The organism is Streptococcus sp. 477, from assembly GCF_013277295.1.
Taxonomy (GTDB): domain Bacteria; phylum Bacillota; class Bacilli; order Lactobacillales; family Streptococcaceae; genus Streptococcus; species Streptococcus pseudopneumoniae.
This window is the reverse complement of the sequence record NZ_VMMQ01000001.1, coordinates 1-19085: the sequence shown is the minus strand read 5'-3', so window position 1 is coordinate 19085 and position 19085 is coordinate 1. Positions and strand designations below refer to the sequence as shown.

Annotated in this window: 14 protein-coding genes and 3 pseudogenes; 15 read left to right on the top strand and 2 right to left on the bottom strand. The window is 41.9% G+C overall.

What is annotated here, in order from left to right; translation table 11 throughout:
- The first annotated feature begins 14 nt into the window (after positions 1–14).
- Positions 15–2420: a phenylalanine--tRNA ligase subunit beta gene (gene pheT / locus HT691_RS00085; RefSeq protein WP_172921900.1), complete on the top strand. Its 2406-nt coding sequence runs from the start codon at positions 15–17 to the stop codon at positions 2418–2420.
- 170 nt (positions 2421–2590) lie between these two features.
- Here pheT and HT691_RS00080 read toward each other — a convergent pair whose 3' ends face one another.
- Positions 2591–3592, bottom strand: coding sequence for an endonuclease/exonuclease/phosphatase family protein (locus HT691_RS00080; RefSeq protein WP_138700433.1), 1002 nt, complete (start codon positions 3590–3592; stop codon positions 2591–2593).
- Between the two features lie 156 nt (positions 3593–3748).
- Here HT691_RS00080 and HT691_RS00075 point away from each other — a divergent pair.
- The 10 genes and pseudogenes from HT691_RS00075 to HT691_RS00030 form a co-directional block, all read left to right on the top strand.
- Positions 3749–4234 (top strand): annotated as a pseudogene (locus HT691_RS00075) (IS30 family transposase); the annotation flags it as partial.
- A 58-nt stretch (positions 4235–4292) separates the two neighbouring features.
- Positions 4293–4586, top strand: a complete 294-nt coding sequence (locus HT691_RS00070; protein WP_023933252.1) for a helix-turn-helix transcriptional regulator — start codon at positions 4293–4295, stop codon at positions 4584–4586.
- 341 nt (positions 4587–4927) lie between these two features.
- On the top strand, positions 4928–7177 hold the full coding sequence (metE, locus tag HT691_RS00065) for a 5-methyltetrahydropteroyltriglutamate--homocysteine S-methyltransferase (protein ID WP_023933250.1): 2250 nt from the start codon (positions 4928–4930) through the stop codon (positions 7175–7177).
- 102 nt (positions 7178–7279) lie between these two features.
- Positions 7280–8146 carry a methylenetetrahydrofolate reductase [NAD(P)H] gene (gene metF / locus HT691_RS00060; protein ID WP_172925214.1) on the top strand — a complete coding sequence of 289 codons (867 nt, stop codon included), beginning with the start codon at positions 7280–7282 and terminating at the stop codon, positions 8144–8146.
- A gap of 840 nt (positions 8147–8986) precedes the next feature.
- Complete coding sequence (gene pnp, locus HT691_RS00055; protein WP_023933246.1) at positions 8987–11200, top strand: polyribonucleotide nucleotidyltransferase; 2214 nt, start codon at positions 8987–8989, stop codon at positions 11198–11200.
- Positions 11201–11215: 15 nt separating this feature from the next.
- Positions 11216–11833: a serine O-acetyltransferase gene (gene cysE / locus HT691_RS00050; RefSeq protein WP_023933244.1), complete on the top strand. Its 618-nt coding sequence runs from the start codon at positions 11216–11218 to the stop codon at positions 11831–11833.
- An 11-nt stretch (positions 11834–11844) separates the two neighbouring features.
- Positions 11845–12738 carry a GNAT family N-acetyltransferase gene (locus HT691_RS00045; RefSeq protein WP_023933242.1) on the top strand — a complete coding sequence of 298 codons (894 nt, stop codon included), beginning with the start codon at positions 11845–11847 and terminating at the stop codon, positions 12736–12738.
- An 82-nt stretch (positions 12739–12820) separates the two neighbouring features.
- The gene (cysS, locus tag HT691_RS00040) at positions 12821–14164 is read left to right on the top strand and encodes a cysteine--tRNA ligase (RefSeq protein WP_166727951.1); all 1344 of its coding nucleotides are present in this window, start codon (positions 12821–12823) and stop codon (positions 14162–14164) included.
- The gene (locus HT691_RS00035; protein WP_000567930.1) at positions 14157–14543 is read left to right on the top strand and encodes a Mini-ribonuclease 3; all 387 of its coding nucleotides are present in this window, start codon (positions 14157–14159) and stop codon (positions 14541–14543) included. The genes cysS and HT691_RS00035 overlap by 8 nt, the downstream gene beginning before the upstream one ends.
- 3 nt (positions 14544–14546) lie before the next feature.
- Positions 14547–15431, top strand: coding sequence for a PucR family transcriptional regulator (locus tag HT691_RS00030; RefSeq protein WP_000988345.1), 885 nt, complete (start codon positions 14547–14549; stop codon positions 15429–15431).
- Between the two features lie 142 nt (positions 15432–15573).
- Here the strand turns inward: HT691_RS00030 and HT691_RS00025 are convergent.
- Positions 15574–15759, bottom strand: a pseudogene (locus HT691_RS00025) (helix-turn-helix domain-containing protein); the annotation flags it as partial.
- A 255-nt stretch (positions 15760–16014) separates the two neighbouring features.
- Between HT691_RS00025 and HT691_RS00020 the strand changes: the two are divergent.
- The 4 genes and pseudogenes from HT691_RS00020 to HT691_RS00005 form a co-directional block, all read left to right on the top strand.
- Positions 16015–16817 (top strand): IS5 family transposase gene (locus HT691_RS00020; protein ID WP_172925213.1). Its coding sequence is split into 2 segments (ribosomal slippage): positions 16015–16108 and positions 16108–16817, totalling 804 coding nucleotides; the frame shifts between segments, so codons are not numbered across the junction.
- A gap of 128 nt (positions 16818–16945) precedes the next feature.
- Positions 16946–17423, top strand: a pseudogene (locus HT691_RS00015) (DUF4231 domain-containing protein).
- A 407-nt stretch (positions 17424–17830) separates the two neighbouring features.
- Positions 17831–17968: a hypothetical protein gene (locus tag HT691_RS00010; protein ID WP_153300005.1), complete on the top strand. Its 138-nt coding sequence runs from the start codon at positions 17831–17833 to the stop codon at positions 17966–17968.
- Between the two features lie 79 nt (positions 17969–18047).
- Positions 18048–19085: YSIRK-type signal peptide-containing protein (locus HT691_RS00005; RefSeq protein WP_172925212.1), on the top strand; the 1038-nt coding region annotated here is incomplete at its 3' end.

Here is a 19085-nt window from a genome sequence, read left to right as displayed (position 1 = left end):
TGGAAAACTAAATTATGCTTGTATCTTATAAATGGTTAAAAGAATTGGTGGACATTGATGTGCCATCACAAGAGTTGGCTGAAAAAATGTCAACTACAGGGATCGAGGTAGAAGGTGTCGAATCACCTGCTGCTGGTCTCTCAAAAATTGTCGTCGGTGAGGTCTTGTCTTGCGAAGATGTGCCAGAAACTCACCTCCATGTTTGTCAGGTTAACGTTGGCGAAGAAGAAGCCCGTCAAATCGTCTGTGGTGCCCCAAATGTGCGTGCTGGTATCAAGGTTATGGTGGCTCTTCCAGGAGCTCGCATCGCTGACAATTACAAGATTAAAAAAGGGAAAATCCGCGGTCTTGAGTCACTTGGGATGATCTGTTCGCTTGGCGAATTGGGGATTTCTGACTCAGTTGTGCCTAAGGAATTCGCAGATGGCATCCAAATCTTGCCAGAAAATACCGTTCCAGGTGAGGAAGTCTTCTCATATCTAGACTTGGATGATGAAATCATCGAACTTTCAATTACACCTAACCGTGCGGATGCCCTTTCTATGCGTGGGGTGGCTCACGAAGTGGCAGCTATCTATGACAAGGCAGTCAACTTTAAAGAATTTACTCTAACAGAAACAAATGAAGTTGCAGCAGACGCTCTTTCTGTAGGGATTGAAACAGACAAGGCACCTTACTATGCAGCCCGTATCTTGGACAATGTGACTATTGCACCAAGTCCACAATGGTTGCAAAACCTTCTCATGAACGAAGGCATCCGTCCCATCAATAACGTTGTAGACGTGACAAACTACATCTTGCTCTACTTTGGTCAACCTATGCATGCCTTTGACTTGGATACCTTTGAAGGGACTGACATCCGTGTGCGTGAAGCGCGTGCTGGTGAAAAATTGGTGACTTTAGATGGTGAAGAACGTGACTTGGAAACAAATGACTTAGTTATCACTGTCGCAGACAAGCCAGTAGCTCTTGCAGGTGTCATGGGTGGTCAAGCAACAGAAATCTCTGAAAAATCTAGTCGTGTTGTCCTTGAAGCTGCTGTTTTCAATGGAAAATCTATCCGCAAGACTAGCGGTCGCCTCAACCTTCGTTCTGAGTCCTCTTCTCGCTTTGAAAAAGGCATCAATGTGGCAACAGTCAATGAAGCCCTTGATGCGGCAGCTAGCCTGATTGCGGAACTTGCAGGTGCGACGGTGCGTAAGGGCATCGTTTCAGCGGGTGAGCTTGATACTTCAGATGTAGAAGTTTCTTCAACCCTTGCTGATGTTAACCGTGTCCTCGGAACTGAGCTGTCTTATGCTGATGTAGAAGACGTCTTCCGTCGTCTTGGCTTTGGTCTTTCTGGAAATGCAGACAGCTTTACAGTCAGAGTCCCATGTCGTCGTTGGGATATCACAATCGAAGCTGATCTCTTTGAAGAAATCGCTCGTATCTATGGATATGACCGCTTGCCAACCAGCCTTCCAAAAGACGATGGTACAGCTGGTGAATTGACTGTGACACAAAAACTCCGCCGTCAAGTTCGTACCATTGCTGAAGGAGCAGGTTTGACAGAAATTATCACCTATGCTCTGACAACTCCTGAAAAAGCAGTTGAGTTCACAGCTCAACCAAGTAACCTTACTGAACTCATGTGGCCAATGACTGTGGATCGTTCAGTCCTCCGTCAAAATATGATTTCAGGGATCCTTGATACCGTTGCCTACAACGTGGCTCGTAGGAATAAAAACTTGGCCCTTTATGAGATTGGAAAAGTTTTTGAACAAACAGGCAATCCAAAAGAAGAACTTCCAAATGAAATCAACAGTTTTGCCTTTGCCTTGACAGGCTTGGTTGCAGAAAAAGATTTCCAAACAGTAGCAGTTCCAGTTGATTTCTTCTATGCTAAGGGAATCCTTGAAGCGCTATTTTCTCGCTTGGGATTCCAAGTAACTTATACAGCAACATCTGAAATCGCTAGCCTTCATCCAGGTCGTACAGCTATGATTTCACTCGGTGACCAAGTTCTTGGTTTCCTTGGTCAAGTGCATCCAGTCACTGCTAAGGCCTACGATATTCCAGAAACGTATGTGGCTGAGCTCAACCTTTCAGCCATCGAGGCTGCCCTTCAACCTGCTACTCCATTTGTGGAAATCACAAAATTCCCAGCAGTTAGCCGTGACGTTGCCCTTCTCCTAAAGGCAGAAGTCACTCACCAAGAAGTTGTGGACGCTATCCAAGCTGCCGGTGTGAAACGCTTGACAGATATCAAACTCTTTGACGTCTTCTCAGGCGAAAAATTGGGACTTGGTATGAAGTCCATGGCTTATAGCTTGACCTTCCAAAATCCAGAAGACAGCTTAACGGACGAAGAAGTCGCACGATATATGGAAAAAATCCAAGCGTCTCTCGAAGAAAAAATCAATGCAGAAGTGCGTTAAACGATAGTATGATACAAATTCCCCCTCTAGTTTATGAACACTAGAGGGGTGATTTTATATAATACTCAATGAAAATCAAAAAGCAAACTAGGAAGCTAGNNAGTAACCATATGTCTAAGGTAAGGCGATGCTGATGTGGTTTGAAGAGATTGTCGAAGAGTATAAAATAATTAAAATGTGATTTCTGTAAAAATACATCTATGATCAGAGTTTTGAAAACTTACAATGTCTAAATCTTTAACATAGTAGTGGTTTTTAGGCAATAAAATATGATCTATTGTTGCATTAAAAAGTTTTGGACTTTGGCTATTCCAAGTTCCTCTTTCAAAAGGTGGTAGTACATTTAATGCGTCCCTATGAGAGCTTATTTTTGCAAGTGCTCCATGACGCATAGTTGCATTAAAATCACCTGCAATAATAGCCTTTGGATATTTTGAAGCCAATTGATTATGAATGATGGTTAAGTCTTGCTTCCAGATTTCCATTAAACCTGGCAGAGGAGGAGCAGTATGCAAAGCAATGATATCTGGTATATTTTGTTTTCTCGAATGTAATACAATTGTCCCGAACCGTGTTGTATGGAAAGTTTTAGCTTCTGTATAGAAACCATAACTTTTCTTGACAATCACAGTCACAGGAGCTATTCCACTATCAGTAGGTGGAGAAGTAAAAATATCATAGTTGGCTATAGAAAGTCCAACTTGATGAAACAATAGTTTGATTCTCTGGTTTTCTTGCTCACCTCTGATATTGGTAGCTAGTTCAGGGAATATAGCCATATCGGCATCAAAATGGCTAAAAATTCGCTCAATATGTTGTGCTTCTATTTGATTAGCGACGTTCCAAGTTACTAATTTTAAGGTTTTAGTCTTATTTGATACGGAAGAAAGGGTTTTATCTGTTCCGAATAATAGTAATATGAACGATAGTAAGAGAAAGATGCTAGAATAAAACCGTATTTGTTTATTTTTCTTGTAAAAAGATAGGGAAAAAAATACGAAACTTAAAATAGAAACCATAGTTGCAGTAGCTAAGGGGAAGGCATAAATCTGTGCCAAGATAGGTCTGGTAGATAGCCAAATATTAAGATTAGAAGATGGAAAAAAAGAATAAGCTATGATAGGGATAGCAAAGAGAATGACAGAAAATGCAGAGAGAAATATTTTAATCATTGTATGAGTACCTCGATTTGCAATGGTTGCTCGGAGCTAATGTGACTTTGTGACTTTACTTGATTGATACTCTTTTTCTTGTCTTCCTTATAGATTAAGTACAACCCAAGTAAAAAAAAGTCCAATTTAAGATTGAAATGATTAAAAGTCACGGAGATGCAAGACAATTATACTACAAAAGGCAAACATTTGACAATCGATAGTCGTCGCTTAATCGAACGATGGAAAAAGGGAAAATCAAATAGAGAAATTGCCTCTCTACTTGGAAAAGCTCCTCAAACTATCTATACTGAAATCAAGCGTGGGACAGTCCGAAAATGTCTTGGAAAAGGGCGCTTCAAAGAGGTTTATTCTGCCGACTATGCTCAACAGTCTTATGAAAATAATCGCAAGCGCTCGGTCAAAAAATCAAGCTTGACCAAGGAACTAAAGGAAAAGATTCTCCACTATCATAACCAAAAATTTTCGCCTGAAATGATGGTGATGGCTAAAGGGGTTAACGTGGGAATTTCAACCATTTACTATTGGATTCATCATGTAAAATTGGGGTTAAGCAAGCAGGATCTGCTTTACCCTAGAAAAGGAAAAGCGCTTAAGAAACAAGCTAGCACCAATTTTAAATCCGCTGGTCAATCTATCGAATTATAATTCGCTCATTTTTTCAAAAAATACATAGACGTAAAAGAAAGAGGGTTAAGAGATGAAGAATAGTGCTATTGGGAGTAATTGGAAGGATGTCCGATCTCAACTCTTTACCAAGGAGGAAATCCTTGAAAGTGATATGCGAGTGGCTATCATGAGTGAGCTGATTGAAGCCAGGCATGAGCAAGGAATCAGTCAGAAAAAGCTAGAAGAACTTAGTGGAGTAAGCCAGCCTGTCATAGCTAGGATGGAAACAGGCAAGACTAGTCCTCAGTTGGACACAGTCTTAAAAGTCCTAGCCAGTTTAGGAAAGACACTAGTAGTCGTCCCACTCGAACAGGAAAAGAGTTGATTAGAGTAGACTCATACTCAATGAAAATNNAGTAACCATATGTCTAAGGCAAGGCGACGTTGACGCGGTTTGAAGAGATTTTCGAAGAGTATTATAGTCTTTTCTAATAACAAGCCATAGTCACTTATAAGAATTACTAATAAAGCGTTTGAAGAGCATAACTGAAATAAAGCTATAAAACACGCTATACAAAGGATTTGAGGCATTTGTCTCAGGTCTTTTTCTTTTGTTTAAAACAGATATATAGTTTCAAACTATATCAAAGCCTAATTTTTTACAATTATACAGATGATTTCTTTTCTGTTAAGATAGTTTCAACAACAAATTTTGGAGGACACATCATGTCAACTACAATCATCGGTTTCCCTCGTTTGGGCGAATTCCGCGAATTAAAATTTACAACTGAAAAATACTTTAGAAAAGAAATCACAGAAGAAGAACTCTTGGCAGCCGCAAAAGACTTGCGTGCTAAACACTGGAACATCGTCAAAGAAAAAGGCATCACTGAAATCCCATCAAATGACTTTTCTCACTATGACAACTTCCTAGATGCAGCTTTCCTTTTCAACGTGGTACCTGCTTCAGTTCAAAACTTGGACTTGTCTGACCTTGAGCGCTACTTCGCTTTGGGACGTGGTTATCAAGGAGAAAAAGGGGACGTTCGCGCCCTTCCAATGAAAAAATGGTTCAACACCAACTACCACTACATCGTTCCTAAGTTTGAAAAAGAAACTCAAGTCAAACTTGCAGGTCACAAGATTTTCGATGAGTTCCAAGAAGCAAAAGAACTTGGATTGAACACTCGTCCAGTTCTTGTAGGTCCATTCACTTTCCTTCAATTGTCAGACTTTGAAGAAGGCGTGAAAGCAGACGACTTCGTAGATAGCTTAGTGGCTACTTACCAAGAAGTTTTTGCTAAATTGGCTGAACTTGGTGCAACTCGCATCCAATTGGATGAAGCGGCTCTTGTAAAAGACTTGACAGCTGAAGAAAAAGCTCTCTTCTTGAACCTTTACAACAAACTCTTGGCTGACAAAAAAGGTCTTGAAGTCTTGCTTCAAACTTATTTCGGTGATGTTCGTGACGTATACGCTGACCTTGTAAACTTGCCAGTAGATGCTATCGGTCTTGACTTTGTTGAAGGTAAGAAAACTCTTGAACTCGTTAAAGGTGGCTTCCCAGCTGACAAGACTCTCTATGCAGGTATTGTCAATGGTAAAAACATCTGGCGCAACAACTACGAAAAGAGCTTGGCTGTTCTTGAGCAAATCCCAGCTGAAAACATCGTTTTGACAAGCTCATGCTCACTTCTTCATGTGCCATTTACAACAGCTAACGAAGAATTTGAACCAGCTATCTTGAACCACTTTGCCTTTGCAGTTGAAAAATTGGATGAAATCCGTGATTTGGACGCTATCCGCAATGGTCAAGGTGAAGAAGCACTTGCCGCCAACAAAGAACTTTTTGCGACTGAGCGTGTGGGTGAAAATGCGGAACTTCGTGCTCGTATCGCTGGATTGACGGACGCAGACTACACTCGTTTGCCAGCCTTTGCAGAACGTGAAGCTATCCAAGAAGAAGCTTTCAAACTTCCAGCTCTTCCAACAACAACTATCGGTTCATTCCCTCAAACAAAAGAAGTTCGTGCCAAACGTTTGGCTTACCGTAAAGGTGAATTGTCTCAAGAAGAGTACGACGCTTTCCTTGCTGAAACGATCGATGAATGGATCAAATGGCAAGAAGATATCGACTTTGATGTCCTTGTTCACGGTGAATTTGAGCGTAATGACATGGTTGAGTACTTCGGTCAAAACTTGTCAGGTTACCTCTTCTCTAAAAACGGTTGGGTACAATCATATGGTATGCGTGGGGTGAAACCACCAATCATCTGGGGTGATGTCACTCGTCTTAACCCTATCACTGTTAAATGGTCTAGCTATGCACAAAGCCGTACAAACAAACCTGTTAAGGGTATGTTGACTGGACCTGTTACCATCCTCAACTGGTCATTCCCACGTGAAGACATCTCTATCAAGGATTCTACTCTTCAAATCGCCCTTGCTATCAAGGATGAAGTACTTGACCTTGAAGCTGCTGGTGTGAAAATCATCCAAATCGACGAGGCTGCTCTTCGTGAAAAATTGCCACTTCGTCGTAGCGACTGGTACGAAGACTACCTTGACTGGGCAATTCCTGCCTTCCGCTTGGTACACTCAACAGTAGCGCCAGACACACAAATCCACACTCACATGTGTTACTCAGAATTTACAGATATCATCCCAGCTATCGATAACATGGATGCAGACGTTATTTCCTTTGAAGCTAGCCGTTCAAACCTTGAAATCTTGGACGAACTCAAAGCGAAAAACTTCCAAACAGAAGTGGGACCTGGGGTTTACGATATCCACTCACCTCGTGTGCCAAATGAAGGCGAAATCGACAATACAATCGAAGCCATCCTTGCTAAAGTGCCAAGCAAGAAAGTTTGGATCAACCCTGACTGTGGTTTGAAAACACGTGGTATTCCAGAAACAAAAGAAAGCTTGATCCGCCTTGTTGAAGCAGCGAAAGCTGCGCGTGAGAAATTGTAAGATTAGATTTCTCAAGAAGCGCTGTTTGGTCAATCTGCCTGTTTCACTTGGATTCTAGGAATCCAGCTAACGAAAAAAATTAACTAGAAAAGGATAATGACTATGTCACGCCAAACACCGTCACTCTCATTTGAAGTGTTCCCTCCCAACCCAGCCGTGGGTAATGATAACATTATTTCTGCCCTTCAAGATATGCAGGAGTTGACTCCCCACTTTATCAGTGTAACTGCCAGCAATAATAAATTTAATATCAAGGAAACGACGGTCCGTTTGGCTGATTTTATCCAAAATGACTTGGCGATTCCGACCATTGCCCACTTGCCAGCCATCTATTTGACTAAGGACAAGGTGGCTGAAACCATTGCGGACTTGGACAAGGTTGGGGTGCAGAAAATCTTGGCTCTTCGTGGGGATATTATTCCAGATGTGGAGCCGCAAAAGGATTTCCGCTATGCAACGGACTTAATTGAGTTCATCAAGGAACAAGCTCCTCACTTTGATATTGTTGGTGCTTGCTATCCAGAAGGGCACCCAGATTCGCCAAATCAGATTTTAGATATTCAAAATCTCAAGAAGAAAGTGGATGCAGGTTGTTCGAGCCTCGTAACCCAGCTTTTCTTTGATAATGAGCGCTTCTATGATTTCCAAGACAAGTGCATCTTGTCTGGGATTGATGTTCCCATTCATGCAGGGATTATGCCAATTTTGAATCGAAATCAGGCTCTCCGCCTCTTGAAGACTTGTGAGAATATCCATCTTCCACGCAAATTTAAATCCATCTTAGACAAGTATGAGCATGACCCTGAGTCGCTCAGAGCAGCAGGACTTGCCTATGCAGTGGACCAAATCGTGGACTTGGTAACTCAGGATGTTGCCGGTGTGCATCTCTACACTATGAACAATGCGGATACAGCAAAATACATCCACCAAGCAACACATGCCTTGTTTAATCATCAGTCTCTAGGATAATAAAAAGAAAACCATTCTTCTCAAGTGAGGGGAATGGTTCCTTTTTAATGGTAAAGACCGCACTTTTTAAGAAAAATATGATAAAATAGACTTTGTACGTACTTGATACAAAGATGAGGGTATTTAGGTTGTAGAAGTTTGTTTAAAGTTGATTATTTTTTAAGCAAAATCTGATAATGTGTGTCTCAAAAAACACGAACGGAGTGAGTATTTAAAAGATATTTCACGCTATCGTGGTATCTTAGATGATAACAATATTATTATCTAAGGCAGGATTTTTGAGAGTAAAATAGTTCGGGAAACTATTTTAGCCTGAGTATAGAAATAAAAAGGCGAAGTAATTAAAAATTACCATTGAAATTCCGTTGGATTTCTAAAATCATCCACTGGATAATTTTAGCTCCCGTCCGCACTATTCCAGGGAAATATCAAAAAGATACTTAATTGAATTTTGGCCTCATTCCTTAGGAAAAAAGATAAGCTTCCTAGCACTCATCGAGTGCGGCGTCACCTTCCTATTTTTCTACAGAAATGTTCGGCAAGCCGAACCGTCCAAAATATCTTGTGTAATTGAACACGCCTACAACTCTGTGGAAAAAGATAAATCTACCTAGGAGCATTCGCTCCGTCGTTCGATTTCCTATTTTCCTTTGAGTTGCTTGACGTCCTTGGTATCTTGAGTAATTGAACACGCCTACAACTCTGTGGAAAAAGATAAATCTACCTAGGAGCATTCGCTCCGTCGTTCGATTTCCTATTTTCCTTTGAGTTGCTTAACGGCTTAGTATCTTGATTTTTGTAGGCAAGGCGTATAATTTCATCAATCCAAAGGGGATTAAAATGACAAAACAAGTGTTTCAAACGACTTTTGCGGGTCGTGAGTTAATTGTAGAGACTGGTCAGGTTGCTAAGCAAGCAAATGGCGCAGTTGTCGTGCGTTACGGTGAGTCAACTGTCTTGACTGCTGCCGTTATGTCTAAGAAAATGGCAACTGGGGATTTCTTCCCTCTTCAAGTCAACTACGAAGAAAAAATGTATGCAGCTGGGAAGTTTCCTGGTGGCTTTATGAAACGTGAAGGACGTCCTTCAACGGATGCGACCTTGACAGCGCGTTTGATTGACCGTCCAATCCGTCCTATGTTTGCGGAAGGTTTCCGTAATGAAGTCCAAGTCATCAACACTGTGCTTTCTTATGATGAAAATGCTTCTGCACCAATGGCTGCTATGTTTGGTTCATCCTTGGCACTTTCCATTTCAGATATTCCATTTGACGGTCCAATCGCTGGTGTCCAAGTGGGTTATGTAGATGGCCAAATCATTATCAACCCAAGTCAAGAACAAGCAGAGCAATCGCTTCTTGAATTGACAGTAGCTGGTACTAAACACGCTATCAACATGGTAGAGTCTGGTGCTAAAGAATTGTCAGAAGAAATCATGTTGGAAGCCCTTCTTAAAGGGCACGAAGCAGTCAAAGAATTGATTGCCTTCCAAGAAGAAATCGTTGCTGCTGTCGGTAAAGAAAAAGCAGAAGTAGAATTGCTTCATGTGGATGCGGACTTGCAAGCTGAAATCATCGCAGCCTACAACAGCGACCTCCAAAAAGCGGTTCAAGTAGAAGAAAAATTGGCTCGTGAAGCTGCTACTCAAGCAGTTAAAGACCAAGTGACTGCTGTTTATGAAGAAAAATATGCAGACCACGAAGAATTTGACCGCATCATGCGTGATGTGGCTGAAATCTTGGAACAAATGGAACACGCTGAAGTGCGCCGTTTGATTACAGAAGACAAGGTACGTCCTGATGGTCGTAAGGTCGATGAAATCCGTCCTTTGGATGCGGTTGTTGACTTCCTTCCTCGTGTGCACGGCTCCGGTCTCTTCACTCGTGGACAAACTCAGGCTCTTTCAGTCTTGACCTTGGCTCCGATGGGAGAAACTCAAATCATTGATGGTTTGGATCCAGAGTACAAGAAACGCTTTATGCACCACTATAACTTCCCTCAATATTCTGTAGGGGAAACAGGTCGTTACGGTGCGCCAGGTCGTCGTGAAATCGGTCACGGTGCTCTCGGTGAACGTGCTCTTGCTCAAGTCTTGCCAAGCTTGGAAGAATTCCCATACGCTATCCGCCTAGTAGCAGAAGTCTTGGAATCAAACGGTTCTTCATCTCAAGCCTCTATCTGTGCGGGTACTCTTGCCCTTATGGCTGGTGGTGTGCCAATCAAGGCGCCAGTAGCTGGTATTGCTATGGGACTTATCTCAGATGGAAATAACTACACAGTCTTGACAGATATCCAAGGTTTGGAAGATCACTTTGGAGATATGGACTTCAAGGTTGCAGGTACTCGTGATGGGATTACAGCCCTTCAAATGGATATCAAGATCCAAGGGATCACTGCAGAAATCTTGACTGAAGCCCTTGCCCAAGCCAAGAAAGCTCGTTTTGAAATCCTTGATGTGATTGAAGCAACCATTCCAGAAGTCCGTCCAGAATTGGCTCCAACTGCTCCGAAAATTGATACGATTAAGATCGATGTGGACAAGATCAAGATTGTCATCGGTAAGGGTGGAGAAACCATCGACAAGATTATCGCTGAAACAGGTGTTAAGATTGATATAGACGAAGAAGGAAATGTGTCTATCTACTCTAGTGACCAAGATGCTATTAACCGTGCCAAAGAAATTATTGCTGGTTTGGTTCGTGAAGCCAAAGTGGATGAAGTTTACCGTGCTAAAGTCGTTCGTATCGAGAAATTTGGTGCCTTTGTTAACCTCTTTGATAAGACAGATGCCCTTGTTCATATCTCTGAGATGGCTTGGACTCGTACCAATCGTGTAGAGGATTTGGTAGAAATCGGGGATGAAGTTGATGTTAAGGTTATCAAGATTGATGAAAAAGGCCGTATCGATGCCTCTATGAAGGCTCTTCTACCTCGTCCGCCAAAACCTGAGCATGATGAAAAAGGTGAAAAGTCTGAGCGCCCTCACCGCCCACGTCATCACAAGGAACACAAACCTAAGAAAGAATTTACAGAGACACCAAAAGATTCAGAGTAAGAAAAGGAGAAATGTATGGGGTGGTGGCGCGAAACCATTGATATCGTAAAAGAAAATGATCCAGCGGCCCGCACCACTTTGGAGGTTTTGCTGACTTATCCAGGTGTCAAGGCCTTGGCGGCCCACCGTCTCTCGCATTTTCTCTGGAAGTACGACTTCAAACTCCTGGCTCGTATGCACAGTCAGTTCTGGCGCTTTTGGACTCAGATTGAGATTCATCCAGGTGCCCAGATTGATTCAGGTGTCTTTATCGACCACGGTTCAGGCTTGGTGATTGGAGAAACAGCGATCGTTGAAAAAGGCGTTCTTCTTTATCACGGGGTGACTCTTGGTGGAACTGGTAAGGATGTTGGAAAACGCCATCCGACCGTTCGAAAGGGAGCTCTCATATCGGCTCATGCCCAAGTCATCGGACCAGTGGAAATCGGTGAAAATGCCAAGGTTGGTGCAGCAGCAGTTGTCGTGGCAGATGTACCTAGTGATGTGACGGTTGTCGGTATTCCGGCTAAGATTGTCCGCCTTCATGGTAAGAAGGATGAGCCTGTCATTCACGAAGTCGAAGAAAAACGAGAGTATTATGTTAATAAACTCGAGCAGGCTAAAGAAGCCAGTCATAGATCGTCTGGTTTGTAGAGGATACCTATATGATTCAAGCAAGAAACAAGTTAAGCCAAGAGGAGTTATCTGAGGCGAAAAAACTAATTAACTGTTGCCAAAACTATGACGGTACCTATCGTGATCCCTATCTCTCTAACATGCTTAATTTTGACCCAAACATGCCCGCCTTTTTCCTTTATTATGAAAAAGGCGAACTTGTTGGTCTCTTAACTGTTTATGCAGATGATCAAGATGTGGAAGTGACGATACTGGTTCATCCAGATCATCGCCGTCAGGGAATTGCGCGTGTTTTGTTTACGAGTTTTGAGAAAGAAACAGCTTCTTTCTCTATTTGTTCAGTCACTTTTCAGACAGAGCGTATTTTTCTAGAGCGTCATCCTGATTTTGTCAATAATTGGGGATTGGTCGAGGATGAAGAGACAGAAACTTGGTTAGGTAAGGATAGAAAACCTTATCCGTTAGGAAATGTTTCCAATCTTTCCAATCTTGAAGTTTTGTTAGCAGATAGTTCGTATCAGGATCAAATTAGTCAGTTAAAATTTCAGGCATTTTCAGAGGAACATGAATCTAGAGAAGTTGTGGATAGATATGTCGCTGAAGCTCTGAAGGATCCAGAAAGTCGCTTGTATATTTTGTTAAAAGACGGTCAGGTTATTGGAACTTGCACGGTAGATTTATCGACTAATACGAATTACTTCTACGGTTTAGCAATATTGGAACCTGAACGTGGGAAAGGCTATGGAAGCTACTTAGCAAAATCCCTTGTCAACCAACTAATTGAGCAAAATGATAAGGAGTTCCAAATTGCAGTAGAGGATAGCAATGTAGGTGCCAAACGTTTGTATGAAAAAATTGGCTTTGTCAAACAGACTCAGGTGGTTTATCTGAATGAGAAAGGAGTAAGGGATTCCGAAGTGTAGAGATATTCGGACTGAAATTCAATTGAACTCTTAGTGATGAAACTAAGTGTTCTTTGATTTTGGTTTTCCTGACTATTATTTTATGATTAAAATCTACGACACCATGTCTCGTGATTTGCGAGAATTTGTCCCAATCGAGGACGGCAAAGTCAAGATGTATGTTTGTGGACCAACCGTCTACAACTATATCCACGTGGGGAATGCCCGTTCAACGGTGACTTTTGATACCATTCGTCGCTATTTTGAGTATCGTGGTTATGAGGTTGCCTATATTTCCAATTTTACGGATGTAGATGATAAGATAATCAACCGTGCCAGGGAAGAAGGCATCACGCCTCAGGAGGTTGCGGACAAGTACATCGCTGCCTTTCGTGAGGATGTGACGGCCTTGGGCGTCAAACCTGCGACTCGCCATCCGCGTGTGGTGGAGTTTATGGCAGACATCATCCGTTTTGTGGAAGACTTGATTGAAAAAGGCTTTGCCTACGAGAGTCAAGGGGATGTTTACTTCCGTGTGGAAAAATCCCATAACTATGCCAAATTGGCTAATAAAACCTTGGAAGATTTGGAGCTAGGTGCTTCAGGTCGTATCGATGAAGAAACGGCTCGTAAGGAAAATCCTGTAGACTTTGCCCTATGGAAATCTTCCAAACCAGGTGAGATTTCTTGGGATAGTCCTTGGGGACCTGGACGTCCGGGTTGGCATATTGAGTGTTCAGTCATGTCGACAGAGATTTTAGGTGATACCATTGATATCCACGGTGGTGGAGCTGACCTAGAGTTTCCACACCACACCAATGAAATTGCCCAGTCTGAAGCTAAAACAGGCAAGACTTTTGCTAACTACTGGATGCACAATGGCTTTGTCAATATCGACAATGTCAAAATGTCTAAGTCCTTGGGTAACTTCATTACGGTACACGATGCCCTTAAAACTCTTGATGGGCAAGTACTTCGATTCTTCTTTGCGACCCAGCACTACCGTAAGCCTATCAACTTCACGGAAAAGGCAGTTCGCGATGCCGAGACCAATCTCAAGTATCTGAAGAATACTTATGAGCAACCATTTACAGGAAACGTGGATGCCCAAGAGTTACAAAACTTTAAAGATAAGTTTGTAGCAGCTATGGATGAAGATTTTAATGCTGCCAACGGTATCACAGTTGTCTTTGAAATGGCCAAATGGATCAACTCAGGGAACTATGATGCAAGTGTCAAGCAAGCTCTTGCAGATATGTTAGAAATTTTTGGAATTGTCTTTGTTGAGGAAGCTTTGGATGCAGAGATTGAAGACTTGATTCAAAAACGCCAAGAGGCGCGTGCCAATCGTGACTTTGCGATAGCGGACCAGATCCGTGATCAATTGGCTGCTCAGGGAATTAAGCTCCTTGACACCAAGGATGGAGTGAGGTGGACACGTGATTGATGTCAATCTCATTAATGGGATTGCGCTAGCCTTTGAAGGAGATGCGGTTTATTCCATGTATATTCGTCGTCACCTCATCCTCAAAGGCATGACCAAACCCAATAAACTCCATCAAGAAGCGACCAAGTATGTGTCGGCCAAGGCTCAGGCTCGCCTGATTTCCCTCATGTTAGAGGAGCAAGTCCTAACGGAAAGAGAAAAAGAAATCTACAAACGTGGCCGCAATACCAATAGCCACACAAAGGCTAAAAATGCCGATGTGGTGACTTACCGCATGTCCACAGGTTTTGAAGCTGTGATGGGCTATCTCCATATGACTGAAAATCTGGAACGTCTTGAGAGCTTGATTTGGTGGTGCATCCAAAAAGTGGAGGGCTAGGACATGATGACAAAAGAACTACAAGACTGGTTTCCTGAGGCTCAGATTTCAGACCAACCAGTAGAGAAAGAGGGCTATCTCACTCTCCCTTTAGCTTCTCAGCAGTGGATTTTGCTGGAGAAAGCTGGGCTCAGTGAGCGTGAAAAGCAGTTGATTTCCCTTTTGACCCAGCAGGAGCAGGCTCGTTCGCTCAATCCTTGGTATTCCTATCTGATTGAGGGGAAGGGTCAGGCACCGCAAACTTTTAAAAAGATTCAGTTGGTGTATTGCCATCTTTCCTATTTTCAGCAGGAAAATCTGGCTTCTTGGCTAGATATGATGCGGACTCTTTTTCCGAATTGTCAGACGGTGCTTCAGGTCGGAGCTCAGGATTATGTTTTCGTGCTGCAACAAGATAAGTACACCTCTGTACGTTCAATCTTATCTGATACGATTGAAGCGGTTGAGTATGACTTTGGACTTCGTCTCTCTATCATGTTAGGCCAGGTTTGGTCTCAGGCAAGACATCAAGCCCTATCAGACTTGATTAAAGCAGAGAGAGATTTGTTTAAGACTTGGTGGCGTCAGGGTCACCAAGGTGTTCATACTTTTTCACAGCTCTATCTTTGGAGTATGGGAGAAAGGCTCGTGGACTTGAAGCCAATCAAGGAATGTCTACACCAGATGATTTTGGATCAAGATCAGATTCAGGAAATCATTCTCTCCCTTTGGGAAAATAGTGCTGTCCTAACAAAAACAGCCCAGCAACTCTATCTGCACCGCAATTCTCTCCAATACAAAATTGATAAATGGGAAGAATTGACAGGGCTTCAGTTGAAAGAGTTGACCGACTTGACCTTGTGTTATCAATTGATTTTAGGTTCTTTGTCAACTATAGTTGGTTTGTAAAGAAGTTAATATTTGGAGAAGAGGATTGCCATCTTCTCCATTTTTATGTGCAGAGTTATAGTGGATTGAGGCTGTCAATCGAAAGTGATGATGTCCCAAAAAAAATGGTGAGATTGAGGGCAATTATTTTGATTTCATCAGGGATTGCATGTTTTGGTTTTCGATTTCTGTTTCCGTGTCTGAAGGCTTCTTTTCCTTTCTGTTGATAGGCTAGTAGCAGACGATTGATTTGTCTTTCAGAAAGATTCAGTTCGACACAGGCTCGATTCTTTGTTTTCTTTCCTTGGTCTATAGCTTTTATCACAAGATATTTTTTCGTTTCATTCATATTCAGTTGGATCCTTTTCATACGACTATTTTATCAAATGGGACATTTTCACGTTCGATTTACTAAAGACATTATCACATTCGAATTACAAAACCTAAAAAATCAAATGTTTTTCCTTGCAAAATTCGGGGGGGGGGTGGTATAATTGCTACTAGACTGTATACTCTTCATAGGAGGTACAGTGGGGTAAATAGTCGTAAGTTGCTATTTATATATTAGACTTTCCTGCGAAACAATATATGGTATAATAGTTCTATGGATTATGAAGCAAGTGAACAACTAACTGATGCACAATTTAAGCGCCTTGTTGGTATTCAGCGCACGACTTTTAAAGAGATGTTAGCTGTATTAAAACAGCTTATCAACTTAAACACGCAAAAGGTGGAAGAAAACCTAAACTAAGCCTAGAAGACCTTCTTATGGTCACTCTTCAATATGTGCGAGAATATCGAACTTATGAACAAATTGCGGCTGATTTTGGTATCCACGAAAGCAACTTACTCCGTCGGAGCCAATGGGTTGAAGTAACTCTTGTTCAAAGTGGTTTTACGATTTCAAGAACTCCTCTCAGTTCTGAGGACACGGTAATGATTGATGCGACGGAAGTAAAAATCCATCGCCCTAAAAAACAATTAGCGAATGATTCTGGTAAAAAGAAATGCCACGCTATGAAGGCTCAAGCGATTGTCACAAGTCAAGGGAGAATTGTTTCTTTGGAGATCACTGTGAACTATTGTCATGATATGAAGTTGTTCAAAATGAGTCGCAGAAATATCGGACAAGCTGGTAAAATCTTGGCTGACAGTGCTTATCAAGGAATCATGAAGATAGATCCTCAAGCACAAACTCCACGTAAATCCAGCAAACTCAAGCCGCTAACAGCTGAAGATAAAGCCTGTAACCATGCGCTATCTAAGGAGAGAAGCAAGGTTGAGAACATCTTTGCCAAAGTAAAAACGTTTAAAATGTTTTCAACAACCTATCGAAATCATCGTAAACGCTTCGGCTTACGAATGAACTCGATTGCTGGCATTATCAACCGTGAACTAGGATTCTAGTTTTGCAGGAAGTCTAGTTTTACAATCTACAAGTTGATTCACTTTCTATTATGTATTATTATGATAGTGGTAAACAAAACAGAGAGGAGTTCTATATGACACCAGAAGAAGTCTATATGACAGAGTGATTGGAAAAGCAAATCACCTGCTTTCAGGGGAAAAGTTTCCAGCATCGCAGACGCTACAAGGTCTTGGAGATTGCTGAGATTGTTTCCGGTTTTTTGATTGCGATTTTTTGTGCCATTCCCATGCCGGGCGATTACTATCGCCTTGTCTCTGTTGTGCTTTCAAGCATGGGGTTGCTTTGTGAGGGATTGCTTGGTATTTATAATAGCAAGGAACACTGGATATCCTATCAGAAGGCAGCGCAACTTTTAGAACGAGAAAAGTTTCTCTACCAGTGTCTGACTGAGAAATAAATACGCAGGTGAAAGCAAGCCTTTTACATTCTTTGTCAAGATCTGTGAAGGGATAATCTCTGACGAAATAATCAAGTGGGAAGGCATCCAGTCTAAAGAAGCGGGTGTGCCTGCGGAAACTCCACTCCAATGCAAGAAAAATCGAGGGGGTAAAAGAAAACCTATAGTCAGGGAAAGAATAGCCTGACTGGAAAGCAGTATGAAAAAATGGAATTTACAGCGTAAAACAACTCAAGGTCCGGTTTGTTTTTTGTGCTTAAAAGACAGGAACTTCCTTGAAACTTGAGTTTGTCTCGGTGCATTTGAAAGAAAACTCAGTTTAGACGGAGACTGTTAAACAAGCTTATGGTCTAACCAGTACGGATGTGGTTGAGTAGCTAGTAGATGGTTTTTTAGAAATGGAAAGAGTGCAGATTTCAATGTTTCAACACCTAAAGGAAGATAACTAGGAGGTGATTAAGGTTAAAACAAAACGGATAAATGGTGATTTATTTTCAGGTCTTATCGCTGATGTCGACGAAGAAATCATGAATAGCGATGACAATCGTTTAGCTATCGATAGGATTGTCATCCAACATAATGGCGGTTTGAGCGATGAAGGAGCACCTGGTATGTATCTACAGGCGTTGGTACCTCTGCTTATTACCAGGCTTGGACTATCCAGAGCATGGTTTTTGCCCTGTAGGAGTCTTTGCCATCATTGATACCCAGGAAGCAGACGGCTACACTTGAGGCTTTCTGAAGTCAGAAAAAAGCTGGCTGGCCTTGGAGTTCACAGAAAGAATTACTTAGAACATAAGGAGAAAAATAATTGTTGAAATTGATACAAAATAAGAAAAAAGGTGGAGAGAAAGCCTTTCGCTACTCTCTCAGAAAATTTAAATTTGGCGCGGCATCGGTTTTAGTCGGACTTGCATTTTTAGGTCTTGGTGCGGAGTCAGTGTCTGCAAGCTTTGAAACGTTAGGAAATGTAACCTATCTTGGTGACACTGATTCCGAGGTTCAAGAAACGAAGAAATCAGTTAAGGTAACTACTGAAATAACGAACAATGGACAACATGTGAAGTATACAGTGATTTTTAATGAGCAGCATGAGAGATGGAGCAGACCTGGGCTCACTGTCTGGTTGCCAAAAGGTTTGGATGCATCTACAATTAAAATCAGAACCTATAACAGCGATGCTGTGACGGGGGGAGGGGGACGACCATGGAAACAAATTCATAATCGGAATTTAGATAGTTTCCCAGGTGCTACAAGAACGTTGGTTAAGAATCCAGAGTTAGATCCTAAAAACAGAGGAAGATGGGATGAATTTTGGAGTAAAATAACAGGAACTGGCCAAGGTTCAGAGATTCCTACCCAATGGAAAAATCAAAATTTATTAGCCTATGGTCTCGATTCTTGGGAAAACATTTCAAGGAATGCTTATAAGTGGGAACTTGAAGCGGATGTTTTGCCTGGTGTAACAATTTCTCAAAAGCCTTTTGTGGCAGGGATGAAATCTCCAACAGGATATCCTCGATACGTCGCAATAGGAGCAGATGAAACATATGACACCGACAAAGACGGCTTCCCTGATAAAGAAGAAGTAGAGAAAGGAACAGATCCGAAAGATCCTCAGTCAAATCCAGATACCAAAGATACCGACAAAGACGGTTTCCCTGACGTTGTAGAAAAAGATGCAGGTTCAGATCCAAACGATAAGAACTCAACACCAGACAATGTCGACACCGACAAAGACGGCTTCCCTGATAAAGAAGAAGTAGAGAAAGGAACAGATCCGAAAGATCCTCAGTCAAATCCAGATACCAAAGATACCGACGGAGACGGTTTCCCTGACGTTGTAGAA